The following is a 21,450-nucleotide window of genomic DNA, read 5'->3' as shown; positions in this document are numbered from 1 at the left end:
AGCCGTTGCATCTAATGCAACGGTTTTTTAATGTTCTTTTCTTTATATGCCTCTACGAGAGTTGCAAAAAAGACTCTATAAAAGATGAACTAAACATTTACACGAAACGGAGAGGACAGAAAAAACCTGAAGAAACGAAGTGTTCGCCTAAAAGCTTTCTGAAAGAAAGCTGCATCGGAAGCATACGCTATCCCCGGATTTCCCCTATAAGGAGAATTCAAAAAATCTGGGGATAACAGCGATCGGAAGGTTGTTCTATCATCGTAGTGTCCAGTGTAAATATCTTTGGTTCAACTTATATAACAAACTTTGTTTACAACTCGGAAACAATTGGAGAACCTATGGATATAATCCTCTAGTATACTCGGTATATAGATTCATATATTCCGAGGAGGAACACACATCATGAAATCTTTTACTCGTAAATCCATCATATCTACAATTCTCGTAGGCTCTGTTGTAGCAGGTTCTGCATTTACTACGTTTCCCATCACTTCAAGCCTGACTCTCGTCGCGTCTGCGGCAAGCTCTAGCTTCACTCAATTTCTGCATGATAATGCACCTGGTCGTACGATCAAAACCATCAAAAATGTGGCAACCGTGACCAATGTGTCCAGTACAGTAGTACTTGTCAATAAAAAGAGAAATCTGCCTTCAACTTATACACCTCAAGATTTGGTTGTGCCTAATATTCCTTTTAGCTTCTCAGGCTCCAGTCCGAAGAAACAAATGCGTAAAGTGGCTGCAACAGCGCTAGAGAAACTATTTGCGGCTGCCAAAAAAGACGGCATCGATATCAAAGCGGTGTCGGGCTATCGCTCTTATGCGACCCAGAAATCAATCTTTGACCGTAATGCCAGCATCAAAGGTGAAGCTGTTGCCAATAAAACAAGTGCTCGGCCAGGACAAAGCGAACATCAAACGGGTCTAGCCATGGATATCTCCAGCGCTTCGGCTGGTTATGATCTTCAGCAAAGCTTTGGCAATACCAAAGAAGGCAAATGGCTGAAAGCCAATGCCCACAAGTACGGATTCATCATCCGTTATGGCAAAGATCAGGAGAAATTGACTGGTTACTCCTATGAGCCATGGCATGTACGTTATGTAGGGGTGTATATTGCTGGTGAGATTACCAACCAGAAACTTACGCTGGAGCAGTATTTGGAACGTGCCAAATAAGGCAGGTTTGAGCCCAAAGCCTAGACAGTTATTGGATTAGATAAAAGAAGCGTGACTATAGATAACATGACTGAAGGAGAAGATGGGGCCGCAACTGGCCCTCTTCTGCTTCAATTTTTCATTTACACACTTCATCATGTCCCAACGATTTTTCTAAAGACCAGTGGCAGTCTCTTCAGACCTTCTGTTCCAGCCCAAGAGCCTACTCCAGCAAGTATTGCATTTTGGCACAAATAAAGTGCGACATTGTACACGATGGGGCCTAGAATAATCTCCACTACTACAAAACGTTTTAACGTCGAAGATTGGATTACATATACCCGAAATTCATGAGGGTCATGTCCTCCCATATACCTTGCGATCAATGCTTTCATGAATCACCTCTAGTGTTTTATTTTAGCGTATGGCAGACAATCCTTGTCTTATTCTAAAATAATACTTACATAAAGTAACTAAGTGTGTTATAGTCAGTTTATAAATCATACATAAGCGAGGGAAACTACCATGAGTGAGTTGGAGAATCTAGTCAAAAACCGTAGATCAGCCGTTATTTTTGAAGAAGGAATTGAAATTTCGGATTCGGAACTGCAAGAAATGTTTGCCCTCAACAAATTTGCACCATCTGCCTTTAACCTGCAACACACGCACTATCTTGTGATTAAAGACGAGGAACAGAAAGAGAAAGTCTATGAAGCTTCCCAGCAATATAAGGTAAAAACAGCTTCTGCGGTCATCGTGGTATTGGGCGACGTCAACGCGCATCATCATATCCGCACGATTAACGAAGGCCTGCTGAACCTGGGCGCTCTTACTCCGTTCCAATACGAGCAGGAATCCCAAAGTGTCACCGAATTTTACGAATCTCGCGGCAGATTCTTCCAACGTGAGGATGCGATTCGCAATGCCAGCCTGTCTGCCATGCAATTGATGCTGATCGCTCAGGATCGCGGTTGGGACACTTGTCCAATGATTGGCTTTGACTCGGAAGAATTGCAACGGAGTTTGGAAATCCCTAACCATTACGTACCGGTTATGCTGATCACCATCGGCAAAAAGTCGGAAGCCAAACAGCGCCCACGCGGTTACCGTAAACCGATTAACGAATATGTTAGCTTCAACAAAATGCACGCTGAATAACATATAATATAACAAATTATATAAGTTGAACTAACATTTACACGATAACGGAGAGGACAGAAAAAAACTGAAAAAGCGAAACGTTCGCCTAAAAGCTTTCTGAAAGAAAGCTGCATCGGAAGCATACGCTATCCCCGGATTTTCCCCTTTAGAAAAGGAATGGAAATAAAATCTGGGGATAACAGCGATTGGAAGGTTGTTCTGTCATCGTCGTAGTGTCAGTGTAAATAATCTTTAGTTCAACACAACAAAAAAGCCACGATCTCGTGGCTTTTAATACGTTTCATAGATCAATGTATCCAACATGTGAAATTCATCGTCAAACTCCGCATATATGTACAGTCGACCAGCAGGTGTATCCCCCGCATCATAACCCAATCGGAAATATTGATCTCCCTGAAATTCTGCATCAGCCAAAATCAAGGCATTAATATCCTCGTCCGGATGAGCCTCTGCAATGGTTTTAAGCGCCTGCTCACCAAGCATGTCCCACCGTTTCCACGTCGCTTCCATATACGGGGATAAGGCTTCCATCTCTGTCTTGGTTGAAACCTGTGCAGTGACTACAAACTCATTGTCCTGAACAAGTAAGCGCATCTGATAGTTGGACATCGATGCGTCATACTGAAACACACCCATCCCCTGAATTTCATGATTGGATTCAAAAATCAAATTATCTGCATATTGCAGTCTCTCCAGCTTGGGATTAGCGGTATAATCCAACTCGGTCAATTTGTTCTCGGAACAGTACAACTCTCTTAGTTGTACGTTATGCCGAATATCCAGATTGCTAATATGGTTGTTAGAACAACGGACACTCTCCAAAACCATATTTGAACGAAAACCCAACTGTTTGATATGGTTGTGGTTACAACGAAGTTCAATCAAGTTTGGACAACCGGTTACATCAAGTTCCAACATGTAATTGTTGGCGCAATCAAGTCGCCGCAGTTGTTTATTGTGTTCAAGTTCAAGTGAGAAAAGAGCGTTATAACTGCAACTAAGTTCCTCCAACTGCTCAAGGGGCTCTGAAGCCAGCTTCGACAACATATTCCAATGACACTCCACCGTTATAAGTTTGGAATTATGAGAAAGGTCTAATTTTCGAAGTCGATTAAAGCTGCAGTCCAGCACCTGCAATTCCGAATGGAGACTGAGGTCGAGTGTAAGAAGTTGATTCTCTCTGCAACGTAATATCCTCAGCATGTGGTTCTGAGCTAGATCCACACTTGTCAATTGATTATAGGCACAATCCAACTCTTGAAGATCCCTGAAATACTCGATGCCGTCAAGATTGCTAATATTGTGATTTGGAAGTTGCAATATCTCAACCTCACACACGTCACTCTCCTGAATGAAATCCCGCTGATCACAAAAACGATCCAACACAACTTGCCTGAAACGTTCATCCGTGAAGGCATAAGTAATATCCATATCTGACACCTCCCCCTCTCGTTTTGCTCTATTGGAACAGTCTTCCAACATATTATCCCTATTCTATGAGTTTCGTCGTCGGGATTCAACAAATACCTAAGCAAATTCTTTTATACCATGTTAGCATCCAACATGTAAGAGAAAACCATATAGAGAGGATGATTTTCATGGAAATGGTTATCGAAAACCTTCCGTCATACCGTATCGCCTATGTTCGACAAGTCGGTCCTTACGGTCCCGCTAATGCTCAAGCGATGAATACGCTGAAACAATGGGCAGACAAAAATCAATTGCTTCATGAATCAGCAACATTACTGGGTATACCCCAAGATGACCCAGCTACCACACCGCCCGAGAAATGTAGATATGATGCCTGTATTGTTATCACTGAATCTGAACGTCTGGAAGATGAGTTTGTTGAGATTGGCGAGTTATCAGGGGGAGATTATCTCATCTGTAAAGTGAAGCACACGGCAGAAGCTATTCAGCAGGCATGGAATATGATCATCCCTCATTTACAAACAAGTGGTTATCGGATGGACAACAAGCCGGTTATAGAAAGATATCGTTGGGAACTGCTTAATCAGCATTATTGTGAAATATGTGTGCCTGTAAGACCCGTGTAATTCATGTTATGAGGAAACAAAAAAAAGTGACTTCAAAGTTGAAGTCACTTTTTTCGTTCAGTACTATTACTGCTAACTAGATTAAAAATTAAAATGCCCAGTTGCCTTTACGGAATACCGGCTCGATTGTACCGTCTTGTAACTCACCATCGATATCCAGTTCAGCGGAACCAATCATGAAATCGACGTGAGTCAAACTCACATTGCACTCATGCTTCAGCAACTCTTCGTTAGACATCGTTGTGCCATCTTTCATGTTGAATGGATACGCACTTCCCACAGCCAAATGGCAGGATGCATTTTCGTCAATACCCGTATTGTAGAAAATACGATTCAGGTTGGAGATTGGGGAGTCATGTGGTACAAGTGCGACCTCACCCAGATAACGTGCACCTTCATCGGTGGCAAACAGGTTCTTCAGATGCTCTTCACCGGATGCTGCCGTAAACGCTACAACCTGTCCATCCTTGAATGTGATTCTCATCTGGTCTACCAGCTGCCCGTTCAAGTTCAAAGGCATGGTGCTGCTGACATATCCATTCACTCCGCTGCGCTTAGGCATGGTGAATACTTCTTCAGTTGGCATATTGGCGACCGTATACACGCCTTGTTTATTTTCGCTACCACCGCCACCCCATATATGGTTATGGACCAGTTCAATTTTGAGGTCTGTACCTGGCGCACGGTAATGTAAGCTCTTATAGTTCTTTTTGTTCAGGAGATCACTCATGGTATTCAAGGTATCCAGATGTTCTCTCCAATTTTGTACGGCGTCTCCGCCATCTACACGGTTCATTTTGAAGATGGTTTCCCACATCACGCTGATTCGGTCTTCTTCCGGGATGTCAGCAAATACTTTGTTCGCCCAAGCCTTGGTCGGTGCTTTGATCAGACACCAGCTAATTTCATGGTTGCGTGTGTATTTGGCATATCCGCGACGTGCGTGTGCAGCTGCCTTAGTAGCACGGGAAACGCTGTCGGAGTCAATTCCGTTATACAGTTCAGGATCTGGAACTTTGATCGTCAAGGTAGCGCCGCCTGCTTCCGCAAACTTCTCCATCATATCCGCTTTCCAGGCTGGATAGTAGTCAAAGCTGTCATTGGAGCCATGTTCAAAACGACTGCGGGTAATTTTGTCGTCATCAAAGTCTACTTGTACATAGTTTGCACCAGCCGCATAGGCTTTTTGCACAATCAGACGTGTGAATTCAAGCGTTTCGATGGGAGCAGTGACGAGCAGATCCTGTCCTTTTTGAATATTCACGCCAACTTTAACAACCAGCTCTGCGTATTGTTCCAATGACTTTTCAAAGGTTTGTTCAAATTGACTCATGGTTGTGTTCACTCCTGTTTCATATATTGTACGAACGCTTTCGCTTCTGCAGAATCGATTCCTTCTCTTTCACTACGCATGACCATTACGTTTTTCTTGTTCACGTAACTCGATCCGGCGGATTTTACCAGAGTTGGTCTTTGGCAGATCTGTAACAAATTCGATCTTACGTGGATATTTATAAGGTGCTGTGATTTCTTTGACGTGGTGTTGCAATTCACGCATCAGTTCCGGTGAAGCCAGTGAATCGTCTCTCAACACGACAAAAGCTTTGACAATATTACCGCGGATCTCATCCGGACTCGCAACCACCGCGCATTCCTTAACGCTAGCGTGTTTCATAAGTGCTTCTTCCACTTCGAATGGTCCAATCGTGTAACCCGAACTAATGATGATATCGTCACTGCGGCCTTCAAACCAGAAGTAACCTTCTTCGTCTTTACGTGCACGGTCTCCTGTTACAAAATAATCGCCACGCTGACTCGCTTCCTTACGTCCCTCATCCTGATAATAGGACCGGAACAAAGCTGGCATCTCTTTGTGTACCGCGATATCTCCTACTTCACCCGGAGGCACAGGTTGTCCCTCATCGTCAATAATTTCAATCAACCCAGGTGTAATCGACTGACCCATCGAGCCAATACGTACAGGCGCATCTTTGAGACTGCCGATTAACAACGTGCTCTCGGTCTGTCCATATCCGTCCCGAATAGTCAGGTCAAAGTGACGCTGGAAGATTTCAATAACTTCCTGGTTGAGCGGTTCACCTGCTGAAACTGCACTGCGCAGATGAGACAGGTCATAATGTCCAAGATCATCGGCTTTGGCCATCAACCGATATTCCGTTGGTGTACAGCAAAGGACATTAATTTGATGTTCTTGCATCAGTTCCAGGTAACGCTTGGGCTGGAATGATCCATTGTAGACCAAGCCAGTCGCGCCTCTTCCGAGTACCGACAGGAATGGGCTCCAGATCCATTTTTGCCAGCCAGGTGCAGCCGTTGCCCATACGGTATCTGAAGGTTGAATATCCAGCCATAATGAAGAAGCGATCCGCAGGTGGGCATATCCCCAACCGTGGCTATGTACAACTCCTTTGGGATTACCTGTTGTGCCCGAAGTATAAGCAAGGATAGCCGTATCATCACGGTGTGTTTCCACCGCAGCCATCTCATCGGGTTGATTCTGCATTAACTGATGCACATTCACCCAACCTTCGGCAGGTACGCCAACTTCACCATTCGGTGATGCCACGATGCGATGTGCCAGTGACGGCAGATCCGCGTCCATCTTTTCCAATTCCGAGGTCGTCTCGGACCATACAATAACAGCCCGCGCCTCAGAGTGACGCAGACGATATTCCAGATCTTTTGCCCGTAACATCTCGGAGGAAGGAATAACGGCAATCCCCAGTTTCAGACAAGCGATATAAATGACATAGGCAATAATACGGCGTGGTACCATGACCAACACCCGATCACCCTTCTCTAATCCAAGTTCACGCAATCCTCCAGCAAGACGATTCGCCTGCTTGAATAAATCACCATACGTGATCTCTTCCAATTCTCGTTGATCGCTGAGCCATCTAAGTGCAATCCGGTCTGATGGATGATTCTCCATCTCGGATGTCAGGTTATAGCTTTCAGGCGAAATCCACTGTTCAAAGTTCAAATGGAGCCTCTCCTTCGTAGTTCAATTGTATAGCTTCTATATATTATACCCTAAATCCTAGGACCAGGTGCTATGAACTAGGTTCATTCTGAAAAAAAATAAACATAGGTCAATTAATGAACTATTATAATAGATCTTATCCTATAAAGAAAATGACATATACAAAATGGCGCCTTCCTGATTGATCAGGTAGGCGCCATTTCATTCTTCATTTATATTACATTAGTTTTACCTAACTACAATTTTCACACCAGCTATACTGTGTATGTTACCACGGATAATTACCCATGCCGTCCAAAATGCTTTCGATCTCATTCAACTCTTCCGTTGTCAGATCCGGTGCTTGGAGCGCAGCGACGTTTTCTTCAATCTGGGACACACGGCTTGCTCCAATCAATGCAGAAGTTACACGGTTACCACGCAAAATCCAGTTCAGAGCCAGTTGGGAGATCGTCTGCCCTCTTCGCTCAGCAACCGCCTGAAGTGCATCGAATTTGGCAATCCGTTCGTCCGTGTAAGCTTCTTTTTTCAAATTGCCTGTTGGATTGGCTCGTTCTTCCTTGATCTTGTCGACATATTTATTCGTTAACTGACCGCGGCCAAGTGGACAGAACGCAATGGAACCTACGCCCTGCTCATCCAGTACATTCTGCAAACCGTCTTCAATCCAGCGATTCAGCATCGAGTAGTTTGGCTGATGAACCAGACATGGCGTACCTAGACGACGAAGAATGGTTACCGCTTCTTGCGTCTGTTCTGCATTATAATTGGATAAGCCCACATACAGTGCCTTACCTTGCCGCACGATATGATCCAGCGCAGACATCGTTTCTTCCAATGGCGTGTCCGGATCCGGACGGTGATGATAGAAAATGTCCACATAGTCCAGCCCCATCCGACCAAGACTTTGATCCAGACTGGCAATCAGGTTTTTGCGGGAGCCCCACTCGCCGTAAGGTCCACTCCACATATGGTAACCTGCCTTCGATGAGATAAGCAGCTCATCCCGGTAAGGACGCATATGTTTTTTGTAAATCACGCCAAAGTTCTCTTCCGCTGATCCTGGAGGTGGACCATAGTTATTCGCCAGATCGAAATGGTTAATTCCGAGGTCAAAGGCACGCAAAATCATCTCTTCCTGGATATCCAATGTACGGTTACCACCAAAGTTCTGCCATAATCCCAGCGCAATTTGCGGCAGTCTGATTCCTGATTTGCCTGAGCGCACATATTTCATCTCATCATATCGTTGTTCACTCGCAGTATAGGGCATCGTTATTCTCACTTTCCTGTAAGGTTTGTTGAATTCCTTTTCATCTTAGACATTTTTCTACCAAAACGATATGGAATTTCGCTATAATCATATGGAAAAATGATTGTTATCTATATATACTAATGTTAAATAATTAATCTTTTTAGCTATTTTATATGTTAAAATGCAAGATGAGACGAAATCGTACAGGAGTGAATACCCTTGATTACGTATATGTTCAAAAACAATCATTTTCAGGAGCTTCAGCTCCTTCATTATGGAACCGAAGCCTGTACACCAGGTCACCACTTTGGCCCTGCCATGAGAGACTATTATAAAATTCATTATATTTTGAATGGCAAAGGTACCTTCGAAGTTGGTGGCAAAACGTATACCCTGCACAAAGGGCAAGGATTTCTGATCGTTCCGCATTCCGTCGTGCATTACGAAGCAGATCAGGATGATCCATGGGAGTACAGCTGGGTTGCTTTTCAAGGCAGCAATAGTTCTTCCTTTTTACAGCAAGCCTGTCTGTCAGAGTATCACCCAATTTTTGAGCTGGGTAATGAGGATGACGAGATGCGATCCTGCCTGCACCGAATGATCAATTCCCGCAATACTCACAAAGGCTGGGAGATTAGCATGACGGGTTTGCTGTATCAATTCTTCTCCATTTTAATTGATCAGGCTAATTCAGAGCATATTCAACCCATGCCGGATTATTCGAAGGAAACGTATGTAACACAGGTAATGGACTTCATTGAAATGAACTATGCCAATGTCATTACCGTGCAATCCATCGCGGCCCATGTCGGTTTGCAGCGCAGTTACCTGTGTTCTCTCTTCAAAGACCAGATGGGGAGCAGCATTCAGTCGTATCTGGTCCATTACCGGATGCGCAGGGCAGCCGAATTGACCCTTGATCCCGGTCTGACCATTGGTGATATTGCCCGCTCGGTGGGCTACACGGATCAATTGCTTTTCTCCAAAATGTTCAAAAAAGTGATGGGCGAAGCGCCCACCTACTACCGCAAACATAAAACAGCACCCTCCCAGTTAAGTTGCTAATGGGAAGGTGCTGTTTTTTTGCCAATCGATATCACTTGCATTTGTTCAATACTTACATTCGTTTAATCCTTACGTTTGTTTATACCGTCTCCTGCATGGATATGCCGACGACTTGCACTTTAATTTCATTGACCATAACACCCGCTAATTGCTCCACGGCCTGTTGAACATTATGTTGAAGTTCACGGCATACCTCATGCATCTTGTTGCCATATTGAATGTTAATGCGCAGCTGGATGGTCGCCTGATCGTCTTTGACATGCACATCAATCCCTTTTTGCAGACTCTTGCCGCTGATGCTCTTGGCAATCCCTTCAGTCAGCCCCACAGACATGGAGGATACGCCATTCGTGCTCTGCGCGGCCATCCCCACAATCTTGGACAGCACATCGTTCGAGATGTGAATGGTACCCATTTGAACAGATTGAGGTGCAATATATTCAGGTTCGTTATATGGTTTTTCTATAATTTCAGACATGTGCTCCACTCCTTCGAATAATTTACATGCTAGGCATTCTGCCATTTGTCCTTGAAGAACATAGTATAGATTCGAACCAAAAGAATTTTAACGATCATATACACCGGGATAATAATCAGGATGGCAATAATTCCACCCAGGTCCCCTGCACCCAAGACCAGAATAATCGTCGTAAGCGGGTGAATATCGAGCTTTTTGCCAAATACGTACGGTGCAACCAGGTTGTCCTGAATCTGCTGAGCGACAAGAATAATAATCAGAGACCAGATGGCAACGGATGGCGATACCACGAGACCCATGATCACAATAGGGACAGACGACACAATTGCTCCGATAAACGGAACAAAGTTCATGATGACCGCGATTACTGTGAGCAGTAATGCGTACGGCAGTCCAATAATCAGGAAACCAATATACATCAGTACACCCAGCGCCAGATTTACCAGGACTCTGCCCACAATAAAACCACTCAGGGCCTGATCAATCTCAAGCACAACTTCACGGCTGTCATTTTGGAAACGTTTTGGAGCAATATGTGCCAGTTTACGGCCAAATTTCTCACCTTGTAACAGCATGTAGAACAATAGGATCGGTAATGTAAACAAGATGATCGCAAAACTGGAAACGAGTGAGAAAAATCCACTTACATAGTTGGTCACAAAGTTAAATCCTTTGTTGATATACTCCGTAATCTGAGAGAAAGGTGTTGAGCCCTCGGGGAACAAGGCTTGAATGGCACCATTCTGCTCCAGCTCTCTCAGCTGTTCACTTAATGAATTGATTAGATTCGGTGCGTTATCGACCAGATTGAACAGTTGCTCACGTAACGATGGCCATAAGCCAATGATGAAGAACACTCCCAGAATAGCAATAACCAAGTAGATTAGCAAAATACTTAGTGTGCGATTGATTTTCTTTTTCTCCATATAATTCACAAGTGGCCTTAACAGATAATAAAAGAACACCGACAACATCATCGGCACGGTGATCACCGTGATCATGGTGACGAGCGGCTGAAAGATGAAGCTCACACGTGATAATAAATAGATATTAACCAATATCAGCGCCAGTGCGATACTGAACCTGACAAATGAATTTGTTTTTAACAAGTCGTTTCCCCTCCACATGGACATTTCTTCTCTAATTTAATTTGGAATCTGGATGGTAAACACGGTGGTCTCACGTCCACGCCCGGAAAGGATCAACCGCCCGCCCATTTTCTCCGTATTACGCCGTGCGATGGACAATCCCAGTCCCGTACCTCCTGTCGCTGTGCGCGCCTCATCCCCTCGTACAAACGGGTCAAAGATCGTTGACCACAGTTCTTGGGGTATGCCCACCCCGGTATCTGCCACTTCAATCACCACATGGGTATCCAGCGGAATGAGTTCCACACGCAGTTCTGTCCCGAGCGGATTATACGATAAGGCATTGGTGATTAGATTCTGAATGACTCTGGATAGCAGCTCCGGATCATACCTTGCGTAGATCTCTTCCTCAGGAACAAGCACATGAAGGACAAACTGTTTCTGCTCAATCTCCCCATACGTATCTGCCATAATCTCGCGCACGAACTCTCCAATTTCTCTTCTCTCAATCTGCATGTGGAAATCAGGCGAATCCACCTTGAGCAGCTCCAGCATATTCTGTATCATGCGTGCAACTTGAACAGATTTGTTATAGATGTATCCCAGATATCTTTGCTGCCTGTCCTTGTCCTCTCCACGTCCTTCCACCAAAGCCTGAGCATATCCCTGTATAGATGTTATCGGTGTCTTCAGATCATGGGATAAGTCTACAATCAGTCGCTGCTTGCTCTCTTCCGCATAACGTTTCTCTGCAGAGGTGTTCTCAATGACGTCCGCCATGTAGTTAAAGGTCTCACCAATCTGGACAAATTCTCTCTCGGCCGAGATCGACATCCGTGTACTATAATTCCCCTGTATCATCTGCGTAAGACCCGAGGAGAGGATGCTGAGTGGTTTTTTGATTCTCCGTGCGACCCAATAGCTATAGACAAAGATCAACAATAAAACCAAACCGATGCCAATCATAATGTAAAAGGATAATGGATGCTTCAGATTGGTAATCAACTGGTTATCATTAATTCTTATGCTGACCAGATCACGCGGGATTTTGAGCAATACATACGCTGCCGCTCCTTCTGTGGAGAGAGGAGTGATCGAATAATAGTATTCCTGGTCACTCCGATTTTCCAGTCCATCATACAGATCGGCTTCACTGTATTGCGTGAACGCATCTTGCTTGTCACCCACATGATGAATGACGTTGCGATTGGCATCCAGAATTTCAATCCAGCCGCCGCTATCCTTGAGACGTTGAATCTCTGTGTCTTTGCCTTTCGACACCGAACCTCCATCGGAATAAAATTCGTTCTCCAGCTCTGCTACATACACGTGGGCTTCAACATTCAGATCTGGATCAACCACCTGATCCGAAATGCGAAAATCCACGACATCCAGTGAAACCATAAGGTACACGATCAAAACCAGTAACAGCAAAAAGAAGTTGAACAGCAAGAAGTCCAGTGTCAGGGATGTCTGTAACAGTCGCTTTTCTCTAGCTTTCCATGGGCGCTTCAATTTTGTATCCCAGTCCCCTTATCGTTTTGAGATATTCCGGTTGTCTGGAGTCACGTTCAATCTTCTCCCGAATGTTGCTGATATGTACCATAATCGTGCTGTCCTCGTGCGCATAATAATCGCCCCAGACCGCTTCGTATATTTTTTTACGGGTGAACACTCGGCCAGGTTGATCGAGCAACAATTCCATAATTTTATACTCTGTAGAGGTTAATGTTACAGGACTTCCTGAACGAAAAAGGATACATTGGGATCGATCCAGCGTCAGATCACCTAAAACCAGATTCTGTTCTTTCGCTTCAGGGATCTCCGTTGCATCAAAATGATTGACTCTTCTGAGCAACGCCTCTACCCTGGCGACAATCTCAAGCGGGTTGAATGGCTTCGCTATATAATCATCTGCCCCAAGTCCCAATCCAAGGATTTTATCGTGATCCTGACTTTTAGCGGATAGGAACAGTACAGGCATGTGATGTGTGGCTCTGATCTGTTTGATCAACTGCAATCCATCCATTACAGGCATCATGATGTCGAGTATGACCAGATCGATCTGTGTTGAACGTATGGTTTGTAACGCCTCGGCTCCATTCACCGCAGTCTTAATGGTATAGTCCTTCTCCAGATATAGTTGAAGCAGTTCAACAATCTCTGGTTCGTCATCTGCAATTAATACGGTGTATCTCATGTTATTCCTCTCATTTCCTATACTCTATGCCTATCTCTACATTATTACTATATACTACGTCTCTTAATTCAACCTAAATCATTTCTAAAGATAATCTAAATAAATAGAAATAGAGCCCTGGCTCAGGCCAAGGCAGTAACTAAAAAAGAGCTGTTTTCAGCTTACCGTTCAAGCTTTTCGTTCTTCATTCAGGATTTTCATTCTTCATTCGGACCATTTTATTTGACCATCAGATCAGTCCTTAAGCGAGCGTAGCCACGGCTTCACTTTTCCGAATAAACGTTCCTTGTCATACTGCACATATTGGTTCGCCCGATTGCGCACCGGATCACCCGCGTAGAAACGTTCATATAGATCATGCCTTGCTCCGAGTGGACTTCCGGTCAGCTCCCATGCGAGTTGAAAGAGCCGAATCTTCTCCGGGGCTTGCATCGTTACTCCACCAAGATATTTGCCTATCATGGAACCCATCATTTCATTCATTTCAAACGTACCCGAAGGAATCTGCATCAGACCACCCGCAGCAATGGTCTTCAAAATCTCCACCGCGCGGGGGTAATAGCGATTGCCCAGATTACGTGCGGTTTCAATATATTTGAATTCCGGCAGCCAGTTGCCAAATGCGTCCGGTTTGGACTGTGCTTCAGCAGCAATAATCAGTCCCTCGATGGTCTGTATCTGACTGATCAGCTCTCCGAGTTGTTCCTGCACATTCAGGAAAGAGTCCACCCCAATCTCCTTGGCAATGGATGAGGTCACGGCTGTAATAAATTCCAGTTTCGAGTGTAATCGAATGACACTCTGATGGTAGGCCAGACTGGCCGAAGCTGTATTGCAGCGAATCTGCCATACGGCTTCAGGGTTATTGTGCAGTAATACACGTTCCCAGGGCACAAATACATCGTCAAAAAATAATACAGAATCCATCTCATCATACTGCGCACTGAGTGGATGTGATTTATCTGTATCTTTTGTGGCAAAAGATTCACGACACATCATGTGCAAGCCCGGACTGTCCGCGGCTACAATGACCATATGGGCCAGCTCTGGCAGGTGGCCTGGAATTCGTTGAACGGGATAAGCAATGATATCATCGGCATAAGGCGCAGCTGTTGCCACCATTTTGGCCCCGCGGATCACAACGCCCTCTGTATTCCTTTTGACAATTCGCAGCATGGCATCCTCATCTTCACCAACAGGCAAGGACCGATTAATCTGCGGGTCGCGCTGGACAATTGTCAGGAATGCATCGTTTCGTTTGGCTTGTGCAAAATAATCCGATATTTTGTCTGCAAATGTCGGGTCATGTGATGTCATCTCATGTCGTGTTGCATACCAACCCGTCAGGCGGGATCGGGCATAATCAGACAGTCGGCTCATCACCCCATACGTCCGATCGGCCCATAACCGAAAAGCATCCGCCCTGCTGTTCACGTCAAGAACTGAACGAGGCACAAGAAAAGAGCGATGCACGTAACTTCCCGTCTGTTCATCCCAATAGGCCACGGTTTCCCTTGTCTCCGGGTCATCTACCAGATTGAACAATCCTTCTATGGTTTGAAGTGTTCCCTGAAAGGCCTGATGCCCAGTTACCTGGATACGCTCTCCGTCCAGCCATACATTCCGCTCATCATTCAAACGTTGAATGTAAGCTTGTCCACGAGACATCGTGATACTCATGATATGTCCTCCCTCTCAGGCACCGGCCTGACATTTCTGTAACTCCATCCGTCTAACTGCTTGAGAAACTATGTAATGATACAATATGTATCTAACGAAATAGTACTGTGCCTGGGATAGAAAAGTCAACAGACACCGAGCGATGAGTCCGGTGTCTGTTGGGCCATGCTATTTTAGACTAATTTGGAATACATATGACGCAGATACCGCCAGCGCACGAGTGCAAAATACAGGATCTGCATGGAAGCAAACACCAAGAAGATACGCAGGCTGTATCCGAAGACCGAGAAATCAACCAGTTGCTGCAACGCCACAAAGGCAACCGAACTGTGGATGACCGCCACCAGAATCGGCAGGAAGAACATAAGCAATAGCTGCCTTGTTACGATCTTGCGGAGTTCGGGACGACTCAGTCCCATTTTGCCAATCATGCGATACTGCGCTTCATCGCGTTCTAGATCTGCGTATAGTCTGAAATACGTGAAGCTTGCTGCAAAGGTGAAGAAAACAATGCCAATCAGACCGCTCAAGATCAGAATGATCCCGTTTGTTTGTTTGGAATTAAGCCAGTCCACTACAAGCGCGCTGGTCTCGAAATAACCTCGATCGGATCTATCATTTTGAATGGATTGGATTAACTCAGGAGCGAAGCTGCGTGTACTCATCCAATCTTTTACGATAAATTGGGTCGTTCGCATGGAATAGAAATCTTCAGGCATCCCCACTTCCTCGTTGTACGCTGGTCTCATCTCCCCAAACAATTCGTCAGTTACGACGTAGAGGTTAATTTCATTTTGAAAAGGGATAACAATCTCGGTACCGGGGGTCGATAGCTGAACAGGTACGCGCCGATTATCAATCTCCAGATTGACCTCCGTCCCTGAGAATCCTTTTTCGGCCTGATCACGGTACTTCTTACGAACCGCCAAATTGCTTGGTGTCATAAATGACTCATCGATCTGTTTCAACGTGCGTTCCTCATACCCGAGTGCCTTCGCCAAACGATTATAATCACTTAGCTTGATAATATTTCCATTATTATTTTCATAGAGCGGAGCATAGCTACCTTTGACATAGGGAACTTCATGATCAATCAACGTTTCTTCAATTTGCCGAATATGTCGCTCGGAGTTGGGAGTATCCCAGTTATTCATATAACTGAATGCGTACGGATTCGACATGGACGACAACCCCGGGTCAGCAATAGCAAGCATGGTGCCAATTCCCGTAAATGAAGAAGCCGAGATGATACTTACCATGAAAAACATGATCGCGTTATCTTTCATTCGATAGGTAAGTTCAGATAGGAAGAGCAGATTGGTTTTACGGAAAAACAACCTGGGATTTCTTTTCAGTGCCCGAATGATGTATACACTGAGCTGTGTGAACAAAAAGTACGTACCTGCAATAACAACCACGACACTTGCGAGTAATAACGGAAACGAGAAGCTTATCCATACAAAAGTGAATACTCCTGCATAGCCCCCGCCAATGAACAATACCGATAACAAGGCGAGTAGACGTGATGCTTTGGGTTCCGGTTTCGGTTTTTCCTCTGATTTCACAAGGTCAATGAGAGTTCCTTTGCGAATGAGCAAGGATGATGACATCGCGATCACAACAAACAGCAGCAGAAATGCACCAGCCGTCAGGGCAATGCCTTTCAGTGGAAAATAGAATCGAAGGCTGTTCTCAACAGCCAGCATGGAGCCACAGATCAGCAGGATCAATTTGCCGAAAATAATTCCGAGTCCGATCCCGGTAATGATCGAAGCTAATCCGATACACATGTTCTCCATAAACAGAAGCCTGTTCATCTGTTTACGTGTCATGCCAATGATCAGGAAAATACCAAATTCCTTCTTGCGCGTCTTCAGGAATGAACCAACGGAATAGAGCAGGAAAAGGAATGAAAAGATGAATATAATGATCTCTGCAATCATAAATCCTTGATTCGCAAGCAACGTTACCGTCCCACTCGATCCCTTTAACCCCGCTTTCAAATCGGGATGGAACAGAAGCAATGCGTAAGTAAAAAAGATCATAACGGAAAATGTACTGCTCAGAAAATGAGCCAGATAAATTCGTTTGTTGCGAACAACGTTATTAATGGCGAACTGGCGAAAATTCATGTCCTGAACCTCCCATTAGGGATAATACATTAATAATCTTCTGGTAAAAGGCTGCGCGATTATCGCCGTAGTGAATTTCATTATACAGTTTGCCATCCTTGATAAAGACAACCCGACTGCAATAACTTGCAGCTACTGCATCATGAGTGACCAGCAGCATCGTAGCCTGATCCTCCTGATTGCGCGTTTCGAGAATCTCCATCACATCTCTTGCCGCCTTCGAATCCAGGTTGCCTGTTGGCTCATCGGCCAGAATCAGCTTCGGGGAATGGATAAGCGCTCTGGCAATGGCCGTACGCTGTGCCTGTCCTCCTGATATCTCATATGTCCGTTTGTTCAGAATACTTTCGATCCCGAGCTTGCTTGCCAGCTGTTCCACACGTGTGTTCATCTCTGCTAGCGAAACACCGTCAAGAGTCAGTGGCAGCACAATGTTTTCCTTGACTGTCAGGGTATTTAACAGATTGAACGATTGAAAAACGAAACCAAGCTCTTTGCGCCGGAACAGCGCGAGTTCGTCCTGATTCAATTCAAACGGATTCTTCCCTGCAATCCGCAATTCGCCTGATGTTGGATGATCAATGGTTGAGATCATGTTCAGCAGTGTTGTTTTGCCACTACCCGATGGTCCCATGATGCCAACAAACTCACCTTCCTGAATACTGAGGTCAATTCCTGATAACGCTTCATAAGATACGATGCCTTTGTAGATTTTACTGATCTGTTTCACAGAACAAATCTCCATGGTTACAACTCCTTAGTGATGTATGAATTCAAAATTAAGTTACTTTCATGCTGTGTGCATGTGTATTGTGCGTGGCCTTTCCTGTACTCTTATGACTACAGTCTATCGAAGTTTCGGCCATTCTCCTATGGTTTAACCTTTCATCAACATGACAATGTTGTAAGGTTGCATCATGAAAATCAAAAAGACGCCTTCGCCCCGATCAGGCAATAGACGTCTACACTTATACTTAAACTGTAATATATACTCCACTCAAACTTCTTCAACAAAAATACAGACCTCACATTCCAATCTTATCTTCAACCTGTCACTTCAGGAGTTGAATGTAATTCGGACAGTCGTTCCTTCGCCGTACACGGATTCAAGATCAATCCGATGATTCATGCGTGTTAACACTTCTTTGGCAATATACAGCCCCATGCCAGTGGACTCTTTGAAATGCCGCCCGTTCTCCCCAGTGAAGAAAGGCTGGAATACCCGGTTTAGATCAGACTTCGGAATCCCGATGCCTTGATCCTCGACTTCCAGTACGATGGAGCGTTCCGCTTCATACGCACGCAGATGAATCTTTTGTCCACTGCCCGCAGAGTACTTGATTGCATTGGACAGTAACTGTACCAAGACAAAACGAATCCACTTGGCATCGGATTGTACAACCAGCGCAGAATCGATATGCATCTCTGGATAGACGTGATTGCGAATAAAGAATCGCTTGAGCTCATGGATCGCCTCTTCCCCAGCGGTCTTCAGTATCACAGGTTCCACACTGAAATCCTGTTCGAAGGTATCCAACCGGGCCACATACAGCACAGTCTCCAATCCCCGTCTCATCTGGTCTGCTTCCTCTCGAATACTTATGAGCCTGGGATCGTCATCTTCCTGACCTTCCACAGTCAACTCGATGACGGATAAAGGTGTCTTCATCTGATGGACCCACTGGTTCATGAATGTCAGATATTCTTGTTGCCGTTGTTCCAGCCGATGGAGATGAGCATGATACTGTCCGTATTGTGAATCCAGCAGCTTCTCCAGCGCCAGTGATAATGGACTTGTTTCGTTCAATGGTACAAATTCCTTCAGCGAATCCATTGATCGTGACATCCGGGTATAAAAGGAGCGATGTGAATAATAACGATACACCAAATATCCGATGTATAAAAATAATCCCAACGCTACGGCATAAGCAGCCGTGACCCAATCGTTGTAACCGTCATACCAGAATACTGCAACAACGGTGAACAAGATGGCAACAACCCAGCACGTTAAAGCGAGATGTTCTCGTATAAACAATCTCATGATGGAGAAGCGGCTTTCCAGTTATTGTTCAGTCGATAACCCGAACCTCTGACCGTTTCCAGTGCATCCGTAATTCCAAGTTCGGCTAATCGCTTACGCACCCGAGTAACGTTAACGCTGAGTGTGTTGTCATCCACAAAAGAATCATCCCACAGCTTCTCCAATATTGTCTCTCTGCTCACCAGCTTGGGACTGCGGCGCAGTAACGTTTCCAGTAGAATCGTTTCCTTCTTCGTCAGCTGCACTTTGCGATCACCGAGCTGAATCTCCTGTCTCTCCAAGTACACGACCAAGCCGTCCAGTTCCACCTTGCGTTCTTCGTCACGTGCAGCGTAATCCCCATATACCCTGCGCAGCTGACTTCGAATTTTCGCTATAACAATCTCATGCTCAAATGGCTTCGTGATATAATCATCCGCCCCATTCTCCAGTGCCATGACCTGATCCATCTTCCCACTCCGCGCGGAGATAAACAAAATGGGGCATGTGGACAGCGTACGAATCTGGCGGCACCAATAGAAACCATCGTAACTGGGCAAGTTGATATCCAGAAGTACCACATGTGGCTGTACCTGCTCAAACTGTTGCACAATCATCTCAAAATCCTCGACCAGAACGGCCCGATCCCCGTAGCGTTCAATATGTGATTTCAATAACCCCGCAATCTTGGGATCGTCCTCTATTATCATAATGGTATACATTATTGGATCTCACCTCTGGCAAAATCATAACACAGGATTTATTATCTAGCATCGACTTGCTTACGCCAATCCACAATATCTGCATTCAATTGCTTCAGGTCTCCGGAAGCTTTCTGATCATCCGATAACTTGTATTGTTGCTTCAATGCCAGGATACGATATACACTCTCATCAATTCGGGACTCGGTGATTTTACCTGACTTCACTGCACTTATTAGCGTATCAAAAATCGTCTTGGCACTCTCATAACTGTGAGCGACCAAGAGAATGTCACTTCCTGCTTTAACCGTTGCTAGGGTTGCTTCGTCCAACTTGAAGTTCTTCGCGATGGCTCCCATACTCAGGTCATCTGTGATGACCACACCATCATAGTTGAACTTCTCGCGCAGATGTTCACCAATAATGACATCCGATAAGGAAGCCGGATGATCCGGGTCCAGCTTCGGGAACAAAATGTGTGCAACCATGACCGCCTCTGCCTGCTCCTTCACTGCGGCCTGGAATGGAATCCATTCAAGCTCGGCCAGTTGTTTTTCCGTTTTATTCACGACAGGCAGATCAAGATGGGAGTCCACGGACGTATCCCCATGACCCGGAAAATGTTTCACTACCGGAATAGTCCCTTCACTACGTAGTCCCTTCATCTCTGCAATCCCCATACGTGACACCAGTTCTGCCGAGCTACCGAATGAACGATCTCCAATCACCGGGTTCTTCGGATTACTATTCACATCCAGCACAGGAGCAAAGTCCACATTAAAACCCGCAAGCTGAACTTGTCTCGCCAACAATTCACCCATCGTTTCAGCAAGCGCACTATCTTTCGTCTCGCCTACTTTTCTACTGGAAGGAATGGATTCCACCGTCTCCGGCATACGACTCACTTTGCCGCCCTCCTGATCCACACTCATGAAGATCGGTACCGGGTTGGACTGATTTGCTTCCTTGATGGATTGCACAAACTTGGCTGTTCCCTCAAGTGTCGATACATTGTTGGCATAGAAAATAATGCCCCCTACCTTTTGATCCGTAATCATCTGTTTGGCTTGATCATCCAACGTTGTCCCTTGAACACCGGCCAGTATCATCTGTCCAATCTTCTCTTCCAACGTTAATGAACCCAGTTGCTCCTGCACCGGATCGACTTCTTCTGGTACTTCTTCCTGCGGTTGAGCGGTATTCTGCTCCGGCGATGAGGAAGATTGCCCTGAGTTAGAGCCAGCGTTGGAGCCGGAATTCGAGTCCGTTGCGGAGGAAGGTTTCTGTGCTTGGCCACATGCGGATAAAAGCAGAACGATCCCCAGCAGAAGACACATCATATACAGTGGTTTTCTCCATTTATTGTTCGAGTTGTACCTATAGTTGTGCAAGGATATTCTCCTCCTTATGTAATGTCATCTTGGCAACCCTTGGGTCCAGGCATAACCTTA

18 protein-coding genes are annotated in these 21,450 nt (G+C 45.2%); 4 read left to right on the top strand and 14 right to left on the bottom strand.

The window, feature by feature from the left end:
• Window positions 1–405 precede the first annotated feature (405 nt).
• Entirely contained in the window at window positions 406–1,179 is a 774-nt protein-coding gene (locus tag MKY92_RS13125; protein ID WP_339301091.1) for a M15 family metallopeptidase, read from the top strand.
• A gap of 504 nt (window positions 1,180–1,683) precedes the next feature.
• Window positions 1,684–2,316: a nitroreductase family protein gene (locus MKY92_RS13120; protein ID WP_076214767.1), complete on the top strand. Its 633-nt coding sequence runs from the start codon at window positions 1,684–1,686 to the stop codon at window positions 2,314–2,316.
• 273 nt (window positions 2,317–2,589) lie between these two features.
• Here the strand turns inward: MKY92_RS13120 and MKY92_RS13115 are convergent, their stop codons facing one another.
• Window positions 2,590–3,750, bottom strand: a complete 1,161-nt coding sequence (locus MKY92_RS13115) for a leucine-rich repeat domain-containing protein (RefSeq protein ID WP_339301090.1) — start codon at window positions 3,748–3,750, stop codon at window positions 2,590–2,592.
• Between the two features lie 167 nt (window positions 3,751–3,917).
• On the opposite strand from MKY92_RS13115, the gene MKY92_RS13110 reads away from it, so the two are divergent.
• Window positions 3,918–4,376 (top strand): GyrI-like domain-containing protein, encoded by a 459-nt coding sequence (locus MKY92_RS13110; protein WP_339301088.1) that lies wholly within the window; start codon window positions 3,918–3,920, stop codon window positions 4,374–4,376.
• An 88-nt stretch (window positions 4,377–4,464) separates the two neighbouring features.
• Here MKY92_RS13110 and MKY92_RS13105 read toward each other — a convergent pair whose 3' ends face one another.
• The 3 genes from MKY92_RS13105 to MKY92_RS13095 form a co-directional block, all read right to left on the bottom strand.
• Complete coding sequence (locus tag MKY92_RS13105; RefSeq protein ID WP_339301087.1) at window positions 4,465–5,709, bottom strand: aminopeptidase; 1,245 nt, start codon at window positions 5,707–5,709, stop codon at window positions 4,465–4,467.
• 72 nt (window positions 5,710–5,781) lie between these two features.
• Entirely contained in the window at window positions 5,782–7,380 is a 1,599-nt protein-coding gene (locus MKY92_RS13100; RefSeq protein WP_339301086.1) for an acyl--CoA ligase, read from the bottom strand.
• 268 nt (window positions 7,381–7,648) lie between these two features.
• Window positions 7,649–8,653, bottom strand: a complete 1,005-nt coding sequence (locus MKY92_RS13095; RefSeq protein ID WP_339301778.1) for an aldo/keto reductase — start codon at window positions 8,651–8,653, stop codon at window positions 7,649–7,651.
• Window positions 8,654–8,854: 201 nt separating this feature from the next.
• Between MKY92_RS13095 and MKY92_RS13090 the strand changes: the two genes are divergently transcribed.
• On the top strand, window positions 8,855–9,700 hold the full coding sequence (locus MKY92_RS13090) for an AraC family transcriptional regulator (protein ID WP_339301085.1): 846 nt from the start codon (window positions 8,855–8,857) through the stop codon (window positions 9,698–9,700).
• Between the two features lie 79 nt (window positions 9,701–9,779).
• Here MKY92_RS13090 and MKY92_RS13085 read toward each other — a convergent pair whose 3' ends face one another.
• From MKY92_RS13085 to nagZ, 10 genes are all read right to left on the bottom strand, one after another.
• Window positions 9,780–10,178: an Asp23/Gls24 family envelope stress response protein gene (locus MKY92_RS13085; RefSeq protein ID WP_339242167.1), complete on the bottom strand. Its 399-nt coding sequence runs from the start codon at window positions 10,176–10,178 to the stop codon at window positions 9,780–9,782.
• Window positions 10,179–10,207: 29 nt separating this feature from the next.
• A complete protein-coding gene (locus MKY92_RS13080) occupies window positions 10,208–11,287 on the bottom strand; it encodes an AI-2E family transporter (protein WP_339301084.1) in 1,080 nt (359 codons plus the stop codon).
• Between the two features lie 36 nt (window positions 11,288–11,323).
• Window positions 11,324–12,781: a HAMP domain-containing sensor histidine kinase gene (locus MKY92_RS13075; protein ID WP_339301083.1), complete on the bottom strand. Its 1,458-nt coding sequence runs from the start codon at window positions 12,779–12,781 to the stop codon at window positions 11,324–11,326.
• On the bottom strand, window positions 12,759–13,466 hold the full coding sequence (locus MKY92_RS13070; RefSeq protein ID WP_339301082.1) for a response regulator transcription factor: 708 nt from the start codon (window positions 13,464–13,466) through the stop codon (window positions 12,759–12,761). Before MKY92_RS13070 ends, MKY92_RS13075 begins: the two co-directional genes overlap by 23 nt.
• A 234-nt stretch (window positions 13,467–13,700) precedes the next feature.
• Window positions 13,701–15,146 (bottom strand): 4-hydroxyphenylacetate 3-hydroxylase N-terminal domain-containing protein, encoded by a 1,446-nt coding sequence (locus MKY92_RS13065; RefSeq protein ID WP_339301081.1) that lies wholly within the window; start codon window positions 15,144–15,146, stop codon window positions 13,701–13,703.
• A 173-nt stretch (window positions 15,147–15,319) separates the two neighbouring features.
• Entirely contained in the window at window positions 15,320–17,278 is a 1,959-nt protein-coding gene (locus MKY92_RS13060; RefSeq protein ID WP_339301080.1) for an ABC transporter permease, read from the bottom strand.
• Window positions 17,253–18,023 carry an ABC transporter ATP-binding protein gene (locus tag MKY92_RS13055; RefSeq protein WP_339301078.1) on the bottom strand — a complete coding sequence of 257 codons (771 nt, stop codon included), beginning with the start codon at window positions 18,021–18,023 and terminating at the stop codon, window positions 17,253–17,255. Before MKY92_RS13055 ends, MKY92_RS13060 begins: the two co-directional genes overlap by 26 nt.
• A 312-nt stretch (window positions 18,024–18,335) precedes the next feature.
• Window positions 18,336–19,319 (bottom strand): sensor histidine kinase, encoded by a 984-nt coding sequence (locus MKY92_RS13050; protein ID WP_339301076.1) that lies wholly within the window; start codon window positions 19,317–19,319, stop codon window positions 18,336–18,338.
• The gene (locus MKY92_RS13045; protein ID WP_339301075.1) at window positions 19,316–20,020 is read right to left on the bottom strand and encodes a response regulator transcription factor; all 705 of its coding nucleotides are present in this window, start codon (window positions 20,018–20,020) and stop codon (window positions 19,316–19,318) included. The genes MKY92_RS13050 and MKY92_RS13045 overlap by 4 nt, the downstream gene beginning before the upstream one ends.
• Window positions 20,021–20,061: 41 nt before the next feature.
• Window positions 20,062–21,390, bottom strand: a complete 1,329-nt coding sequence (nagZ, locus tag MKY92_RS13040) for a beta-N-acetylhexosaminidase (protein WP_339301073.1) — start codon at window positions 21,388–21,390, stop codon at window positions 20,062–20,064.
• Window positions 21,391–21,450 lie beyond the last annotated feature (60 nt).

The sequence above is a fragment of the Paenibacillus sp. FSL R5-0623 genome (genome assembly GCF_037974265.1).
GTDB lineage: Bacteria > Bacillota > Bacilli > Paenibacillales > Paenibacillaceae > Paenibacillus.
The sequence above is the reverse complement of the archived record's forward strand: the minus strand, read 5'-3'. Positions and strand labels throughout refer to the sequence as shown.

Bases quoted from the DNA above. Each gene is read 5' to 3' on its own strand.
- MKY92_RS13060 (WP_339301080.1), bottom strand. From the start codon at position 17,278: ATGAATTTTCGCCAGTTCGCCATTAATAACGTTGTTCGCAACAAACGA.
- MKY92_RS13085 (WP_339242167.1), bottom strand. From the start codon at position 10,178: ATGTCTGAAATTATAGAAAAACCATATAACGAACCTGAATATATTGCA.
- MKY92_RS13055 (WP_339301078.1), bottom strand. From the start codon at position 18,023: ATGGAGATTTGTTCTGTGAAACAGATCAGTAAAATCTACAAAGGCATC.
- MKY92_RS13065 (WP_339301081.1), bottom strand. From the start codon at position 15,146: ATGAGTATCACGATGTCTCGTGGACAAGCTTACATTCAACGTTTGAAT.
- MKY92_RS13115 (WP_339301090.1), bottom strand. From the start codon at position 3,750: ATGGATATTACTTATGCCTTCACGGATGAACGTTTCAGGCAAGTTGTG.
- MKY92_RS13110 (WP_339301088.1), top strand. From the start codon at position 3,918: ATGGAAATGGTTATCGAAAACCTTCCGTCATACCGTATCGCCTATGTT.
- MKY92_RS13125 (WP_339301091.1), top strand. From the start codon at position 406: ATGAAATCTTTTACTCGTAAATCCATCATATCTACAATTCTCGTAGGC.
- MKY92_RS13095 (WP_339301778.1), bottom strand. From the start codon at position 8,653: ATGCCCTATACTGCGAGTGAACAACGATATGATGAGATGAAATATGTG.
- MKY92_RS13045 (WP_339301075.1), bottom strand. From the start codon at position 20,020: ATGTATACCATTATGATAATAGAGGACGATCCCAAGATTGCGGGGTTA.
- MKY92_RS13105 (WP_339301087.1), bottom strand. From the start codon at position 5,709: ATGAGTCAATTTGAACAAACCTTTGAAAAGTCATTGGAACAATACGCA.
- MKY92_RS13050 (WP_339301076.1), bottom strand. From the start codon at position 19,319: ATGAGATTGTTTATACGAGAACATCTCGCTTTAACGTGCTGGGTTGTT.
- MKY92_RS13120 (WP_076214767.1), top strand. From the start codon at position 1,684: ATGAGTGAGTTGGAGAATCTAGTCAAAAACCGTAGATCAGCCGTTATT.
- MKY92_RS13070 (WP_339301082.1), bottom strand. From the start codon at position 13,466: ATGAGATACACCGTATTAATTGCAGATGACGAACCAGAGATTGTTGAA.